Raw genomic sequence first — 17,110 nt, forward strand, 5'->3', positions numbered from 1 at the left:
CCTGATTAAAGACCCAATTGAACACCGAACGTTATATTTTTTGATTGTGGAATGATACCCGTGGAGGCGCTAAAGAACTCTGGATCATATCCGGTCCAATCGCTCAAGGTCCATAGATTTGTGCCCTGTACATAAAACCTAATTGATTGGAATTTTGCTCGATCCACGAGTGATTTCGGCAATGAGTAGGAAAGCTCAACATGCTTCAAGCGAATGTAATCGGTTTTCTTGTACAGGTAACTAGATGCCGATGTGGCAGCAACCCCCTGCGGCTCTATCCCCCCATTGTATGCCCGTGGCACGTCAGTGATCTGTCCTGGTGTTGTCCAGCGACGATCATAGATATCCTGCAACGTATTAAACGCCCTTCTACCATTTTCTGAAAGAAACGACTCTTGCCCGTCTAGCTGGTAACGCCCATATTGGTATTGCAAAAGGAAGTCAAGCGACAGGCCTTTGTAAGAAAGTGTATTGGATAAACCACCGGTATATTTGGGCAATGAAGAGCCAATATAGTAACGATCGTCCGCAGTAGGCGCATAGGTAACATCTCCATTAGTATCGTAATAGAAGTTCCTGCCTGTCGCAGGGTTTACCCCCGCATAGCGGTAAGAATATATGGCCCCTAGATCCCATCCGACCCGAAAGGCAGGATCAGTTGGCAGTTCGGTCAATCCACCGTACAGTTGGGTAATTTCATTCTTGTTGTACGTAAAGTTGAAACTTGTATTCCACTGAAAGCCCGCCTTATCGACATTTACACTACTGATCTCCAGTTCGACCCCCTTATTATCCAGAGCGCCTACATTAGTCGTGATGCTACTGTATCCCGATGTGGAAAGCAGTGGTTGCGAAAGCAGAAGATCGGTGCTACGTTTAAGATAAACGCCAGCAGATCCGGTTAACCTGTTATTGAAAAAGCCGTAATCAATCCCTAGATCGTAGGTCGTAATCTTCTCCCACTTCAGGTTCGGATTTGCCAAATTGCTCGGAGCTATACCGGACTGGCCTGCGTAAATACCCGAACTGCTAAATAGCGCACGAGAGGCAAAGTCACCTATCCGATCATTACCAACTGAACCCGCGCTCGCCCGAAATTTTAGCAAGTTGATCCACTCGGTATCCTTAAGAAAATTTTCGTCGGCAATATTCCAGGCTAGCGTTGCCCCGGGAAACCATCCGAATTGGTTTTCGGCCCCAAATCGGGAGGACCCACTGTAGCGCAACGTCCCGCTAATCACGTACTTCCCTTTGTAACTGTACTGTCCGCGGGCAAAACCACCCAAAAGCTTGTATCCACTCCAAGTTTCATCGACACTTAACGGATTTGCTGCCGCGCCCAAGTTTTCCAGTAACGGCGAGGGATAACCATCTCCAAAAGCATAAGTCTGATTGGTTGTGTAAGATTTATATTCAAATCCCAATAGACCGCTCACCGAATGGTCACTGGAAAAAGTCTTGTCATAGTTTAGTGTTTGGTTGGTCAGAAAATTCGTCTTCCAGTCCGTAAAAACTTCGCCATACCCTTTACGGGCAAAAGCATCGTTGGTCAGCGGGGAATTAAAATGTTTTCCGGTAGCTAAACGGTAATCCAGTGAATAGAATGATTTGAAAGATAGTTCAGGTGTAATCTTATAGGTTGCCTGCACGGAACCGATAAGATTATTGGTCGTCTGGTTTGCCACATTGTAGGCATCTGTAAGTACGACATTATGCGAAGCTAGGCCGGGAAAAGCCTGCCCGAGCGCTGGAGCACCAAAAAAAGTTCCATCTTCGTTATAGATCGGATTCGACGGCAGAATAAGACTTGCCGCCCAGGAAGGATTACCGAAAAAAGACCCCGAAGTGGCATACGGCCCTTTCTGTTTAAAGCTACTCAGATTCAGTGCCGTACCAAAACTCAGCCGCTCGCTAGCCTTATGATCGACCTTGACGTTAAAGGTTCCCCGCTTAAAATCGGCCACGGTAAGGATGGCCTGTTGGTCATTGTAGGCGCCCGACAGATAAAAGGTCGTTTTATCATTACCGCCTCTTGCAGACAGCTCATAGTTCTGTATCGTCCCTTCACGAAATGTCTCATTTTGCCAGTCGTAAGTGGGCAATGCAGCAATTTCTGCTTCACTAAGATCCGTCGGTTTCCCTATTTCCTGAAGCACCCGTTGCAGTGGGTTTGCAATACCGGCATTTGTGTAAGCCTCTGTTCTCAATCGAATGTAGTCCTGCGTATTGAGCACATCAAATTTCTTAATGGCACTTGCCCTACCGGTGTAAGCATTTACATTAAACTGTGTTCTGCCTGCCTTCCCTCGTTTTGTCGTGATCAGTACCACGCCGTTTGCGGCCTGCGACCCATATATCGAGGCAGTCGCTGCGTCTTTGAGAATTTCAATAGATTCGATATCATTGGTGTTTAAGCCAGCCAGACTATTGCCCTGCGTGAAGCCTGAAAATGTACCGCCGCTCAGCTGCACACCGTCCACGATATACAGCGGTTCTGTTCCAGCAGTAAAAGATCCTACTCCCCTAATCTGTACGTTAATCGCTCCTCCAGGAATTCCATTATTGGCCTGAACAACCACACCTGCAGCCCTACCTTGAAGTGCTTTCTCAAAGGATGCTATCGCCTGATTTTCGAAATCTTTACCAGACACCCGAACAGAGGCACCGCCAAACTCCTTAAGTTTTACTGTGGTGCCATACCCAGTGACCACCACCTCTTCGAGCGCGGAATCTTCCGGCTGCAGTTTCACATCAAGCCTGGAGATATTATTGACGTTCTGTCGTTGGAAAATATACCCTACATAAGTAAACAGTAGCGTCGAGCCTGCCGATGCTTCGATAACATAGCGACCTTCGCCATCGGTTTGTGTCCCCTTTCCTGACCCAAGCACAACGACAGAAACACCACTCAAATTAGCGCCACTGGTGGCCGAGCTAACCCTTCCCTCTATGCTTTTGGATTGCGCATTTGCGTAACCTTGTAAAAAACATAAGAGCAAAAGAAATCTTACTAGAATTTTCTTCATGTTTTTTTTAGTTTAATAAATTAAATAGTTCAACTACGTAATAGACATTCGCATAGCATGTCGTAAAATCACGAAATGAACCTAAGGCAAAAAGTATTGGTAATTCTCATCCGCAGAAGAGCGGAATGAAGCTGCGGACAGGACGTCCTACATCATGTGCATGGGCACGCACATTCGCTTTGTCGGCATTTTTGCCGAAATAAAAAACTGCTTATCAGCAAGATATATCACTGAAATTAATCTAGAAAATGATGCTAACCAGATTCTTCCATCCCGTAATGACAATTGATTTTCCTTCATGGTATGTTATTGTTTAGTTAAATGCTTAGTATTGTTAGTTCGTTGTTCCCGCTGAAGGAACAGCATTGTAGAGATTCCTCTCCTGTTCTTATGACCTATTCTAGAGGATAACTTTTCCGTATACAAAAATATTGGATACGATGCGTGCTGTGCCAGCTAGGTCAAATCAATGATCAGCACGCAAAATTGGCCATTTGATGTAAACCAATTATTTTAGGTAACTGGATATCTTTTCTGTCAGATCTTCGCCCCGCAAGTTTTTTGCAACGATTCGTCCTTCCGGATCGATAAGAAAGTTCTGAGGGATAGAACGGATGTTGTAAAGTTTGGCAACGGCATTATCCCAAAACTGCAGGTCGCTTACCTGCGTCCAATGCAATTTATCATCGTCAATAGCTTTTAGCCAATCCGCTCGATGTCCGGGCCGGTCAAGTGAAACCCCCAACACGGTAAAATTATTATTTTTTAATGCGTTGAAAGCAGTTACCACATGTGGATTTTCTGCACGGCAGGGACCGCACCAACTTGCCCAAAAATCAATAAGCACGTACTTGCCGCGAAATTGTTCCAAGGAAATCTCGTTGCCTTCCTGATCGACCTGTTTGAATTCTGGAGCCAAGCCCCCAATAGCGGTGAGACGTAGCTTGTCAATGGTTTCGGCGTAGATCTTGCCTGCTTTAGATTCCCTAAGCTGCGGAGATAGCAACGAAAAAACACTATCCAATTGTGTTGCCTCTGGTGAATATCCAACAATATCATTCAAGTGATCCAAACTAACGATGGAATTAGGATTCTCTGCAACATAGGTACTGATAATCGCTTTGCGATCCCTGCCTATCGATTCAACTTCGCGCTGGATATCCGCTCTAAAATCATCATCCTTACGTAACTCTTCCGATGCCGCTCCATATTTCTGATATAGCGCCTTATTTCTATCATTGACCGCCGTAAGCTTCCCCTGAAGACTGTTAAAATCAACATTTGCTGAAGTTCCTGTAATCACCGCATTTCCCAACGAATCTGGACTGTTCAATTGTGTGGCTCCACCTTCTAGGTACAATTGTTTTCGTTCAGTTTGCAAGGCGGATTGTAAAGACTTTCCCGTAGCTATGGATGCTCGTATTGGATAATCAACCGTGCCGGAAAAACTAAACGTACCATCTTCAACAAGTACAGAATCGACAATATTGTTTCCATTGTCTTTGTAAAGCAAGTATGCCTTCTGATCAGGTCCAGAAATGTTCAGCTTGCCTATAACTTGAAAAGGTTGCTCTTGAGCCTCTGCGAGCCAAGGTAAAACTAGAAGGATGGGTAAAATAATCTTCTTCATAATCCTCTTTGTTAATATTTAAGTTAGAGATTAGGGACGTTAAATTCCCTTAAACAGTACAAATATAACAAAATAAAATAAAGTCTACTTTTTTAATAGACTTTATTTTATTTTTTACATCATCCACTCTTGAAAAACACATCAGAAGAAAACCATGCGCTAAGCAAAAGCTACATTATTTTGCATTAAGGAGTGAAAAACAACTCTTCTAATCGTTGCTGCAACTTTTCGCCCTTTAGATTTTTACCAACGATAACACCATGTTCATCAATCAGGAAATTTGAGGGTATTAACCGAACACCATATTTTACCACTGCATCCCCAGCCCAAGCTTTTTGATCGTAAACTTGCGGCCAAGGTAAGCCGTCCTGTTCAATAGCAGCAACCCAGGGTTGAACCTTTTTATCCAGAGATATCCCGAGAATCTCCAAACCACGATCGTGGTATTTTTCATAAACGTCTTTCAAATTGGGATTTTCAGCACGACAGGGAGGACACCACGAAGCCCAAAAATCAATCAGCACGTAACCCTTACCCAAATAGTCTCGTAGCGATACCTTGACGTTCTCTTTCGTAAACGCCTCGAAATTCGGCGCCTTATTTCCTAGCGAAACCCCCGCCAATGTTTCAGCGAGCTTGGTTAAAACCTGCACATATTCCGTGTTTCTAAAACTAGGATCTAATAGGGATATACTATGACGAAGCTCAGCAGGCGTAAGTCGGTAAGACTGATAGCGATAAAGGTAATACAGTGCCGCGATAGATGTGGGGTTGGCCTTCAGTATCTGCTCCACAGTTTTGGAGCGGTCGGCAAGAAAACTCACTAGAAGATCCTGCTCTCGCGAGCCTTTTACAACGGTATTCTTGAATTCATGAGCCGTATCAAGTGCAACTGTAATGGGGTCGCTGTCCAAAAATACAATGAAAGAATCAAAAGGATTGACACCAGATCCGACTAGCGACAAACCATATATTTCTGGCAATGGCACCTGACTTGTAAATTTAAATTTGCCTTGGCTAATATCGGTAGAGTCAATCGTTGTGAATGACTTATTTTCGTATCGCTGCAGGTAGATCTTGCCATGCAGTTTCCCCGCTACCGAGCCCGATAGATTTAGTTTGCCAAGCTTAGCTTGCGCTTGGACAGAAATTAGGCTAACGAAAAAAAGCACAATGGAATAGCATAGTATTTTCATGATATATGGGTATTAGTTATTAATTAATTTATTGGTCAGTATTTCTCCATTTGGCAGAGGCAGCACGTATGCTTCATCGGTTGGATTTACTTGCCGTGCGGTGAAGCTGCTTAACGAAGGTTTGGCTGGAAAGGACAGCAGGTTGCGCGTAATATCAAAGGAACGTAACCCCTCGCCCAGAAATTCAATTCTTCGCTCCCTAGCAATGGTCTCCAGTATATTGGAAGACGTTAAACTTTCGCTAGTAAAAACATAGCTTCCGTCCGCTCGATTTCGAATTGCTTTTACTAAAGAAACCGCCTTAGCAAGACTACCGCCAGGACTTCGAACCTCCGCTTCAGCGAAGTTCAGTAACACCTCCGCATACCTGATCACTGGTATATAATCCGTATTTGGATTTCGTTTAAGGTATTTCGCCAGCAAATACAAATTCAAACCGGCATCCAACCGAACAAACGTTCTCCGTCTATCCGAATTTGACCACGTATTGTCCGAAACAATTCCATTGGCACTACTATTTAGTACAAAATCAGGCGCATAATAATACACATTGGAGAGTGCGGATCCTGCGGGAGGATCTTCCGTAGACATCGGAATAGAGAAGATAGATTCCTCGGATGTGTAATTGCTCGAAAAAATGCTGGAAATGTCCGCCATGAGTTTGTTGTTCACGCCCGAGGTCGCCTGAAATGGTTCGGTATGCTGCGGAACGATCTTTTCGGCTTCCTGTCTAAGCTTGTCAAAATTTTGGACATGGAGATAAACCCTTGTTTTAAAAGCTATCGCTGTATTCCTGTGGGCTCGCGTGGTATTTAGCAAGGGCGTGGTATAGCTCAAAGGCAGGTTTTGTTCCGCGAAGTCCAGATCGGCAATGATCTGAGCATAAACTTCTGCCGTGCTGCTTCTAGCCAAATCATTGTTGGCCGAGGAAGATTCGGGCTGCAGACGAAGTGGAACCGCCTTCTTGCCACCATTGCTATCCGCATAAGGTCTGCCGTAAAAAGAAACGAGATTGAAGTAACACAAGGCACGTAGGAAATGTGCTTCACCAAGGTACTGTAGGCGCTTTTCTTCAGCGAGCACCTGTATTGGCTGCTTCAGTCCCTCAATCAAAATATTTGTGCTGTTTATGACCCGGTAGAGCTGCGCCCAAAGTTCATTGACATCACCGGTGAGATTCGTGGTGGTATGTTCCCATACATAGCCCCCGGTTAACGCATTTTCTGTACGTATTACAAATTCTTCCCCGCGCAGATCGCCGTACATAAGAAGGCGACCACTATAGAGGTTAGCGCTTTTTAACGCCTTGTAACTGCCGTTCACCAAGCCCTCTATACGTGCAGCTGTTTGAAATACACTCGAAGAACTGATGGCGATTTCGGAATTCGTATCGAGTATCTTTTCACAAGAGGCTGCCGTAAGAAGGATGAGCAATAGCCATGTCCCCAAATAGAAATTACGGCGCTTAGCCCATTTCTTATTTATATTTTTTCTCGTTTTCATTGTCATGTTAAAATGTAAGGTTCAAACCAAAGGTGAATGTACGGCCGAGCCCAGCTGTATTGTATTCGACACCGGGCGCCACATTGGAATCGCCGTTCGATGATACTTCGGGGTCAATACCCGTGTAGTTCGTCCATAGGAAAGCGTTATTCACTTGCACAAAAAAGCGTACTTTATTAAATTTCAGCACGTCAAGCAATGGAGCAGGAAGCAAATAGGACAATTGTGCTTGCTGTAGCCTCAGAAAATTTGCCTTTTCAACATGTTCCGATATCGGCGTGGAGCCGCCAAAGGAAATTCGATCTCCAGACACTACGCGCGGCACGTTAGTCTGTTGACCAGGCGTTGTCCAACGGTCAAGTATCTCGGTTGAGTTATTAAAAAATATTTGATCTGTCAACGTCGACCGTGTCCTGTTCATCACGTAATGTCCACCTGCGTAGGTAAAATTCAGCACAAGTTCGACATTTTTGTAAGCCAAGCGGTTATTGAATCCGCCGTACCATTTTGGCAATGTATTACCTAACAGGTAGAAGTCATTACCCGATAAAGAGGCGGCATTACCCCCATCGAGGTACGTCCATTTTCCAAGACCATTATACTGCACCTCTTCGCCCTTTGCATTCATGAAAATCCGCTGTCCATTCTCCGGATTCACGCCAATGGTCTTGAGCCCATACAAACTTCCAACGGCATATCCTACGCGTGTGACATTGGTATTCCCGGTTCCCGTCGCACCAATGATGTCGGCATTTCCATCGGCCAATGCTGTTACCTCATTCCGTAACGCGGAAAGATTAAAACCTGCATTCCAAGTAAAATTGCCCTCAGCCAATATATCCGCGTTAACTCCCAACTCAAATCCTCGATTGTACATGGATCCGACATTAGCTAAAATCGTATTTCCAGGGATACCTTTGGACAAAGATTGCGGTGTATTAAGAATAAGATTATTAACGTTATTTTTAAAATAAGCCAGTTCGAATTTCAGACGTTGCTTCCAAGTGGAGAAAGTTAACCCAACATTTGTTTGATCACTAGTTTCCCAAGAAAGCATGGGATTTCCTTGCTGACTAATTCCCCAAGTGCCGACGTTACCGTAAAGCGATGAGGAGTATAAGTCGTAAGAGCTATAATCATTTGCTAGGTTTCCGTTACCGACTCGTCCCCAACTTGCATTGACCTTGACATCAGAAAATAGGCGAGCCAACGAAGAGTTACGGAAAAAAGTTTCATCAGAAAGGAGCCAACCTACCGCCACACCACCAAAATCGCCATATTTTCTCCCTAGCGCAAGTGCCGAATTTCCATCACGTCGATAATTAACGGTAAGCAGGTACTTGTCTGCCAACTCATAGTTCAATCGTGAAAAAAAGGAAGCATAAACCCGCTCACCCCTATTGTTGCCCGCAGCGACTACACTGCCCCAACCGCCCTGGTAATAGGTAAAGAAATCATCAGAAGCCTGCGTAGCCCTTGCGCCCCACGAGGACAATTTATTTCGTTGAATATCAAACCCGACCAATACATTAAACGCCTGTTCAGAACCAATCACGGTATTATATTGAGCGGTGTTGGTCCATATTTGGTTAAGCCGAATGACCGAGGTGTTGGTGACAGCCCCACCAGTAGTGTAAGCTTCCGATCCCAACAGTGGGCTACGATATGCTTCATCTTGAACATCGATACGATCCACCGCGTAGAGCGATGTTAGGGAAAGTTTCTCAATAGGCTTCAAGGTAGCACTGAAATTCCCGAGGAAATGACTATTGTTCGAATGGTTTCGGGAAAGATCAAAAATAGAAACGGGATTGTACAAAGGTATCGTCGTCTTGTTTTGTCCGGAGCCAAGCGTGCCGCTATTTGGATTAAGATGGTAACTACCATCTTCGTTGTATGCAGGAATATTCGGAGGTAGGACTAAAGCCAGGCGCGTAGATCCGGTGGTGGTCATGGAGGCTCCGGGCAAACTTCCCGAGTCAAATGATTGATTATTACTGTTGCTGTAGCTTCCGCCAGCCGATAACTTTAACCACGCAGTTGTTTGGTTATCCAGATTAAATCGTAGGCCCTTTCTGTCGAAATCATTGCCAACAAGAAAACCTGACTGGTCGGTAGCATTGGCTGAAATATAGTAGTTAACCTTCTCGCTTCCTCCCGATACATTCACCGTATGATTATGCGAGAAGCCAGTTCTATACACATAGGATTTCCAATCAGTATCAACAATTGATCCGTCAGTCAAACTGCTCAAAAAATAGACTGGTGTTCTGCTTATGCCATCGATAGCGCTGGCATTTGCTATAGATTCATTTTTTATTGTGGTATACTGTTCGGCATTCAGTACTTTGGGAATCCGCATTGCATTGGCGATTGATACCCACCCGTCATAATTGACATTCGTACTACCCTGCTTTCCGCGCTTTGTTGTAACGAGGATTACCCCTCCAGCGGCTCTTGATCCATATATCGATGTCGATGCAGCATCTTTAAGTACGCTAATTGATTCGATGTCATTAGGGTTGATATCGGCCAATGGATTATTGGACGCACGAGTACTGGATACCTGCCCACTCGTTACCGGCACCCCATCAATAACGATCAATGGAGAGGCATTTAAAGAAATAGAGTTTACTCCTCGAATACGAATGACCGGTGGACTGTTCAGCTGTCCATTGGGCAATGCCACACTGACACCAGGTGCCTGCCCCATCAGTGCTTGATCAAAACTTTGAACTGGTCGATCTACTAGCGCACCGCCTTCAATAGTCGAAACCGATCCGATGAAGTTCTTTCGCTTCTGCCTGCCGTAACCTACGACCACCACAGCATCGAGCTCTTCCTCTGCGCGCTGCAAAGCGATGATAATCGGTGATTGGGACAATGTTACAGTCTTCGTTTTATACCCCAGGTAAGACACCGTTATTTGCACCGGAAATTTCTGTCCAGTTACAAATTGGAAATGACCATCCGGATCGGTTTTTACACGGTGCGTAACGGTTTCAAGCTGCACGTTTGCCCCCTCGATCGGTCGGCCGGTTATGCTGTCTGTAACGACGCCCTCGAATTTCGCATGGACGATTGGAGCCGTTTGCTGTGCTTGTAAATGAAAAAAAAGTGATAAAAGACCTACTAGCATAATAGTAGACCCAGATAAGCGTATGCTATCCATAGATTAGGTTAAGTTAATAGAGAAAACAAGTGCCAACGCCAATTGTACCTGCATAAATAAGTATAACGTGTTATCTAACTTCCTGAGTAAATACTATCAAACATCCGTCGAAAACCTCAGTAAGGACGAACAAAAAATTTACAAAAGAAGCTCAGCTTGTACCACGCTATATAGGGGGTCTATAAAAGAATTTCATCGCGTCAAAGAGTTTAAGTTAAATTTTTAGTTCTCGAATTTTGGATCCAACGTAAATATACTACTAATTTAGTAGACTTTATTTGTTATTTGCTTTTTATAATGCTGTTGAAAGACTGCAGAAATAATATACAATAACTCCACCTAGCACGGTCTATTAGATCTACGACACGGCATTTTTGTTTTCATAGCGTTAACTAGGAAGGGCTTTGCCATATGGTTTTGACACAGGCATCCCCCTTCCCGATTCGTTGAAAAAGTCTACTGCGAACGTTTCCAGCCAACATCTGCTGCCGTAGCGCGTTCACCGTAAATCCCGGTTTCTCCGAAATAATCTTTACCGCCGAAGGTGTATGTTTCCAGCCCAATCAGCTCCAGTTGAATCTGTGGAATTGGGAATTGCGTAGGTGTGCCGCCCTGCAATAGATCATGCCTTCGCATAAATGAAAAGGGAACAAACGTTCCGCCAGCGGCATCGATCTCTATAGTATATTCGTAATGCAATCCTGCTCTGAGAGCATCTTGCGTTGCAAGAATATCCGGTAAGCCGCCTTTAGCTTTTCTTGCAGCTGTTGTCGTGTTGAGCTCCGCCGCGGCAGAAGTGTAATCTTTTAACCAAAATTTCGCTTCCGCGCGCAGCAAGCGCACCTCTTCAGCTAGAAAGTAAGGATTTACTGCGCCAGCAACATTTAAAGTGCTCAAGCGAGGATACATCCAACGCGATCGCATATAATTGCTGAACAATCCACGTCCGCGTGCTTCTAGTAGAATTCCAAAGTTGCTTGTGTAGGTAAAATATTGATAGAACCGTTTGTCGTCCGTCTCGATAGGTCCGAGAATCGTACTATTGTTTAGGGGGTAGTAATTAGGTGTCGTTCTATTTTTGTCCGCTAGGTACGCGACCTTGATATCCAGCGGAACATAAGAAGCCGTTCCGTAAGGGCGCTCCAATACATCGACTAGGGCATTGTAGTAGCCGCCGACAACCGTCGTAATCATAAAGTCTTGGGTAAACCCCTTATTTGCATAGCTCAACACGCGCTGCCAAAAAGCTTCGCCCAATGCTTCAGCTTCCGCTTTGTCCCGCGCCACGGATGACAAGATACGCGCAGCCATCGCATTGGTCAGCGAAACCAGTTCCGTTTTTGAAATGCTAACTCCAGTAAGAAAATCGAACTTTAAATTAGGCGTGGCCTCAATCAGCTCCAAGGTCCTATCTAGATGGGCAATTCCGTTATCGATTAGCTGCTTGTAGGAATGCGGAAATTCCCGTTGGGTGATGTCCACCGCATCAACAATGATCCCCCGATCAAAGATGACGCCCAAGTAACCCTGAGCGATGCCTTTGGCATAGTAGGCTCCAACCAGGCAATCGGCCGTACGGTCCGCACCCTGTTCATCATAAATCGTTACTCCCTGCACTTCAATCAGATCAATAACCTTGGTTGCATCCAAATTTGCCTGATAGAAATTGGAATAGATCTCCCTGACGGCGGCATTTCCGCGATAAGCCGAGTTGTTGTTAAGCCTAAGCCTGGGTTCGTTTGCAAAATTCCACCAAGACTGGCTTCCATTGGTATTTGTAGATTGATCTGCCCAAAGGCTAAAATGCGATCCTCCAGCATTGTTTGTGGTACTCTTGAAAGCCGTCTGTACGCTGCTGGTCGTTAGCACATACCCCAGACTCTTAATTTTTTCTACGGCCTCTTCATTAGTCAAGGTCGTTGGGTCATCAAAGTCAATACCCTCGCAGGAGGACAAAAATGCCAGCGTAAGCAAACTATATATTATTTTTTTCATTGTTTGAGCGTTAGAAGTTGAAAGTTAATTTGCCCGAGATAATCCTGTAGGACGGGTAATTAAAGCCATCCTGCCCTATTCCATCCACGTTGACACCTTGATAATTGGTCAGGATAAAGAGATTTCGACCGATAAGTGCTAGATTAGCATTTTTCAGAACTTTTGATAGACCTAGGGATTCCGTAGGTAATTTGTAAGAAAGCGATAGCTCGCGCAAAGCGACATACGTGGTTTTCTCGATCCAAAAATCCGTCACCTGGGATGCATTGAACACCTGCGTCGTAAAATTCAACGGTTTACCCGCCTCGGCCGAGAGATCCGAAAAACGGGATCGATAAACGTAGGTAAGGTATTGGGCCGTTTCGTTGAACTTCTCGCCCCCCTGCTGCCAGTCGACCACCGCATAGAGCGACAAGGGGCCATAGGAGAAGGTATTGCTGAAGCCTACGGTAAAATCAGGTGTAGCCTCGCCAATAATCTTGGCGTTGCCGGTCGCTGCATTAACATAAAATACAGGCGCTTCGTTAGCCGTACCCAGTGCAGCTTTCTCCACTAGCACACCAAACTCATTGACCACATAGTCCTCTACTCGTTTTGTACCGTTTCCCGCATTGGTCACAAAACCTTCCGAATTGGTTTCCAGCTGTCCCAGATCAGAATGGATACTGTATCCATAGATGGCCGAAGTACTGGCTCCAACCGCCTTACGGTAGCCATTCTGCGTAAATTCGGGGACATCGCCCAGCGAGGTAATCGTGCTCCTCACTTTGCTAAAGGTCAAGCCCGTGTTCCAGGAAAATTTTTGCTTGGAAACAACATCTCCATTGACCTCCAGTTCCAGGGAATTGGATTTTACCGAACCTAGGTTATCGTAGATATTCGCCGACCCCGAGATAGGCCCGAAAGCAGGTACCGAAATAAAATCATTTGTACTATTGGAAAACGCATAGTTGAACTGCACATTTAACCTCGACCAGAGAATCGCATCAAAGCCCAGTTCGGTTTCCTCGGTAACCGCACGTTTAAGATCGGTATTGTCATTCTGCGTATAGCTCACCCCACCGGAATTGGATATCGCTACGCGGCTATCCTTTGCACCAAATGGTGGCAAGCTTCCTGCCTGTCCGTATGCCACACGAACCTTGAATTCTGTCAATGGATATAAAGGGATATCTTCGGTGAGTCGGTAGGCAGCGGATATCCGTGGAAAAAAGGCCGTCCCCACATCACGGCCGAAACGGGAACTTTGGTCCAATCGGCCAAGCGCATCGACAAAAAACTTATCCGCCCAAGCGAGCTTAGCATTCAGAAAGTAGCCGTGATTTACTGTTTTCTCCCAAGAGGTACCTGCCTGACGCGTACTTGGCTCAGTAACATGAAGGCTCTTCACTGGGCCGGTGAGATTACGACCAGATGCTTCAAAGCCGGTTGCCTGAGAGGATTCATAGACATATTTTGCCGTAAGGCCCCAATCGACCTTTCCCGTTGTCCTGTTATAGTTCAGTTGAAACTGACCATTTTTAGTATTGGAGCGCAGCGTCTGCTGCCCGAAATTACCGTTATTGAGTTCCACGTCAGGCGTAATAGTCTGATAGCCGATCGGATAGTACTCCTCTACATTGTAGTTTTTAGTCTGTAGCGAAAGAGCTCCTTCGGCATTCAAATGGTCAGAAATTGTATAGCGCAACTTCCCGCCAAGCAGCAAATTTTCGGTTAGGTAACTGTACTCAGCATTACTAAGCCTATAAAAGGGATTGGTCCACTGCTGGCCCGATAGTGCGCTGCCCTGCGGCAGATAAACATATTTCCCGTCTGCTACCTTCTCAGCTAGGTTTATATGTGGTTCTACTAATAAGGTCGAATAAAGCAACCCTTCCGATCTGGAGGAGACAGCGCTGGAAGGTGTATTGAAATATCCGTATTGTGCCGTAAGATCGGCACTTAGCTTAGGCGACACCTTATACCCGAGGTTAAACAGCAAATTTTGCCGCTTATCAGCCTTGACAACAGGAGAAACGCCACCCCTGTTCTGGTTCTGCCCCGATAAGTAAATGTTCGACTTCTCACCACTAGTCGCCACGGCAAAAGAGTTGGTATAGTAGCTGCTGGGGCCCAACAGATTCTTTGTATTGTCGTATGCATCTTTGTATGGATGTAAATTGACCGAAAAGCCATTTTCTTGATAATCGATCACCCGTGCGCCATCTACCAAAAGAAATGAGCCATCGGGATTTACTTTAAAATGATGTTTATCCGATGTGGGCGGCAATAGCAAAATGCTGGAATAGCCAAGCTCATTATCCACACTGATCTGGATATTTCCGCGGCCTTTACCACTTTTTGTGAGCACCTGTATAATACCACCTTCCCCACGGGTACCATACAAAGCCGAAGCAGCAGCACCTTTTACCACTTCTATGGATTCAATATCATTGGGATTCAGGTCGGAGAGCCTTAGCCCGGTTACAAAACCATCCACGACGATCAGCGGCTCAATATCTCCGCTAACGGACTTTGCGCCGCGCAGGTAAACAGAGGCTCCAGCATTCCCGCCCGACTGGTCGATGCGAAGACCGGCCACCTTGCCACGTAGTGATGTGGACGCATCCAGCGCCGGTACCGTATTGATCGATTCATTATCTACTTTGGTCAAGGCAAAAGAAAGCTTTTTGCGACTAACGCCTTGGGCAACCCCTGTTACCACAACTTCCTCAAGCTGTTTATCAATTGGATTAAGCTCGATCACAATAGGACTACGTGAGGCAACCAAAGTCGTTTGTTCATAGTTCAGATGGGATAAGATCAGTTTAAAGGGAAGTTTTTGTCCGGTCACAAATTGAAAGCGGCCTTCATGGTCCGTCTTCACGCTATGCGTTACAGCCTCAAGCTGAATGGTTACATCTTCAATGGGCTCTTTCGTGCGGGCGTCAATGACGGTTCCCTCCAGTGAAGCATTGACTATTGGTCGGGGAGCGACCTGCGCATAAGTTGTTGCTAGCAAAAAATATAGCAACACAAAACAGGTAGAATACAGCGGTATTCCAGAATTTTTCATATTTTAGAAGTGTTTAATAGTGCGTAAAATTCAAGTACCAACGACAATTGATACATCATTCGTTATTAAACTAACGGGAAACTAGTCCTTTCCCGTTAATTTAAAACCAGCGGCAAATCAGCATTTGTTTCGGGCTGATCACGGCAAGGGCAGATCATATCGGATGATCGATAAGGATAAACTTCAGGTGCATTTCGTATATGGTTTTAGATAAGGATGATTTTTATTTTTTGGACAATAGACCTAGGGTTTCTCGCCCTGTCCATAGATCTCGGCTAGCTTACGTTGCAGATCTTCCCCTTTTATATTTTTGGCTACGATCGTTCCATCGGGGGCGACCAAAAGATTGCTGGGTATAAAACGAACACCGTAAAGGGCCGCCGCTTGGGTATCCCAAAATGCCAAATCCGAAACCTGCGTCCAGTGAAGCCCATCGTCGTTTATGGCTTTCAGCCAGGCCGACTTTTCCTTATCCAAGGAAACACCGAACACCGAAAATCCCTGGTCTTTATATTGCTTGTAGGCAGCCACAATATTGGGGTTCTCCTTTCGGCACGGCGGGCACCAAGCGGCCCAAAAATCCAGTAACACATAGCCCTTTCCCAAGTGGTCAAAAAAACGGACTTCCTTTCCATCCTGGTCTTTGGAGAAAAAGTCAATTGCCTTTTTTCCCGGTGCTACGGCAGTTTGCTTCTCTACCAGATCGCGCAATATTCGCACATACTGTGTCTGCTGCAATGCGGGTGAGAGCAAGGCAATATGACGCGTGATTTCCTCTGGAGATAGCGAATAGGAATAATTTCGAAACAGTGCATATGCTGAAACAATGGAGCTAGGATCCTTGGCTATAAATTCCTCAGCACTAAGTCCCCTACTGTTTTCCCGAAGCTTTTCGAAATAGGCCTGCGCTTTAGAACCCTGTACGCTATATGCAGAACCATCCTCGCTGACACTGACCTGCACATGTCCCTGCTCTAAGAAAACGGGATAAGGATTGCCATCTCTAGCAATGCTCAGACCGTAGAGTTCGGGCAATTCCACGAGGGTTTTAAAATTAAATTTACCACGCTCAATCGTTGCAGAGTCAATGATTTTAAAAATTTTGTTATCGTACTGCTGCAGATAGATCTTCTTGGCATCTGCACCTTTCACCGTGCCGGTAAGTTGCAGATTAGCTTTATGCTGCGCGTAGCTGCTGATTGCAGCAAACAGCGAAGTGGAAATAAGGAGTAGATTCTTCTTTTTCATGGGTTAATTACGTGTTAGTGGTAAGAATAGTTAAAGCTATACCGTCCGTCAATCGATGAGCGGACAATAGCGCTACAATTCGGCAGATCGGGGAAACAGCATCTTCAAGAGCACCTTAAAGTACCTTGGATTGCTATCCCTACTCCGGTATATTTTTGTGGGTGATTGTATGTTCGCTGAGGCAACCGAATCACCCTAAGGCATTCGATAGCAAAAGTCTAGAGATAGACAAGATGGATAGAGCTGAAAATAAAATAGAGGTAGTTTCATTGCTTTCATAGACTG

The 17,110-nt window shown here is 45.3% G+C and carries 8 protein-coding genes; all 8 read right to left on the reverse strand.

What is annotated here, in order from left to right; all coding sequences use genetic code 11:
- Window positions 1-5 precede the first annotated feature (5 nt).
- The 8 genes from SCB77_RS01460 to SCB77_RS01495 all read right to left on the reverse strand — a co-directional run bounded on the left by SCB77_RS01460 (window position 6) and on the right by SCB77_RS01495 (window position 16,825).
- Window positions 6-3,026 (reverse strand): SusC/RagA family TonB-linked outer membrane protein, encoded by a 3,021-nt coding sequence (locus SCB77_RS01460; RefSeq protein ID WP_320184657.1) that lies wholly within the window; start codon window positions 3,024-3,026, stop codon window positions 6-8.
- A 508-nt stretch (window positions 3,027-3,534) separates the two neighbouring features.
- A complete protein-coding gene (locus SCB77_RS01465) occupies window positions 3,535-4,656 on the reverse strand; it encodes a TlpA disulfide reductase family protein (protein WP_320184658.1) in 1,122 nt (373 codons plus the stop codon).
- Window positions 4,657-4,841: 185 nt separating this feature from the next.
- The gene (locus tag SCB77_RS01470) at window positions 4,842-5,852 is read right to left on the reverse strand and encodes a TlpA disulfide reductase family protein (RefSeq protein WP_320184659.1); all 1,011 of its coding nucleotides are present in this window, start codon (window positions 5,850-5,852) and stop codon (window positions 4,842-4,844) included.
- A gap of 12 nt (window positions 5,853-5,864) precedes the next feature.
- Window positions 5,865-7,355 carry a RagB/SusD family nutrient uptake outer membrane protein gene (locus tag SCB77_RS01475; protein ID WP_320184660.1) on the reverse strand — a complete coding sequence of 497 codons (1,491 nt, stop codon included), beginning with the start codon at window positions 7,353-7,355 and terminating at the stop codon, window positions 5,865-5,867.
- 7 nt (window positions 7,356-7,362) lie between these two features.
- A complete protein-coding gene (locus tag SCB77_RS01480) occupies window positions 7,363-10,527 on the reverse strand; it encodes a SusC/RagA family TonB-linked outer membrane protein (RefSeq protein WP_320184661.1) in 3,165 nt (1,054 codons plus the stop codon).
- A 456-nt stretch (window positions 10,528-10,983) separates the two neighbouring features.
- Window positions 10,984-12,522: a RagB/SusD family nutrient uptake outer membrane protein gene (locus tag SCB77_RS01485; protein WP_320184662.1), complete on the reverse strand. Its 1,539-nt coding sequence runs from the start codon at window positions 12,520-12,522 to the stop codon at window positions 10,984-10,986.
- Window positions 12,523-12,532: 10 nt separating this feature from the next.
- Entirely contained in the window at window positions 12,533-15,577 is a 3,045-nt protein-coding gene (locus SCB77_RS01490) for a SusC/RagA family TonB-linked outer membrane protein (protein ID WP_320184663.1), read from the reverse strand.
- Between the two features lie 243 nt (window positions 15,578-15,820).
- The gene (locus SCB77_RS01495) at window positions 15,821-16,825 is read right to left on the reverse strand and encodes a TlpA disulfide reductase family protein (protein ID WP_320184664.1); all 1,005 of its coding nucleotides are present in this window, start codon (window positions 16,823-16,825) and stop codon (window positions 15,821-15,823) included.
- Window positions 16,826-17,110: the final 285 nt, after the last annotated feature.

The sequence above is a fragment of the Sphingobacterium bambusae genome (genome assembly GCF_033955345.1).
GTDB lineage: Bacteria > Bacteroidota > Bacteroidia > Sphingobacteriales > Sphingobacteriaceae > Sphingobacterium > Sphingobacterium bambusae.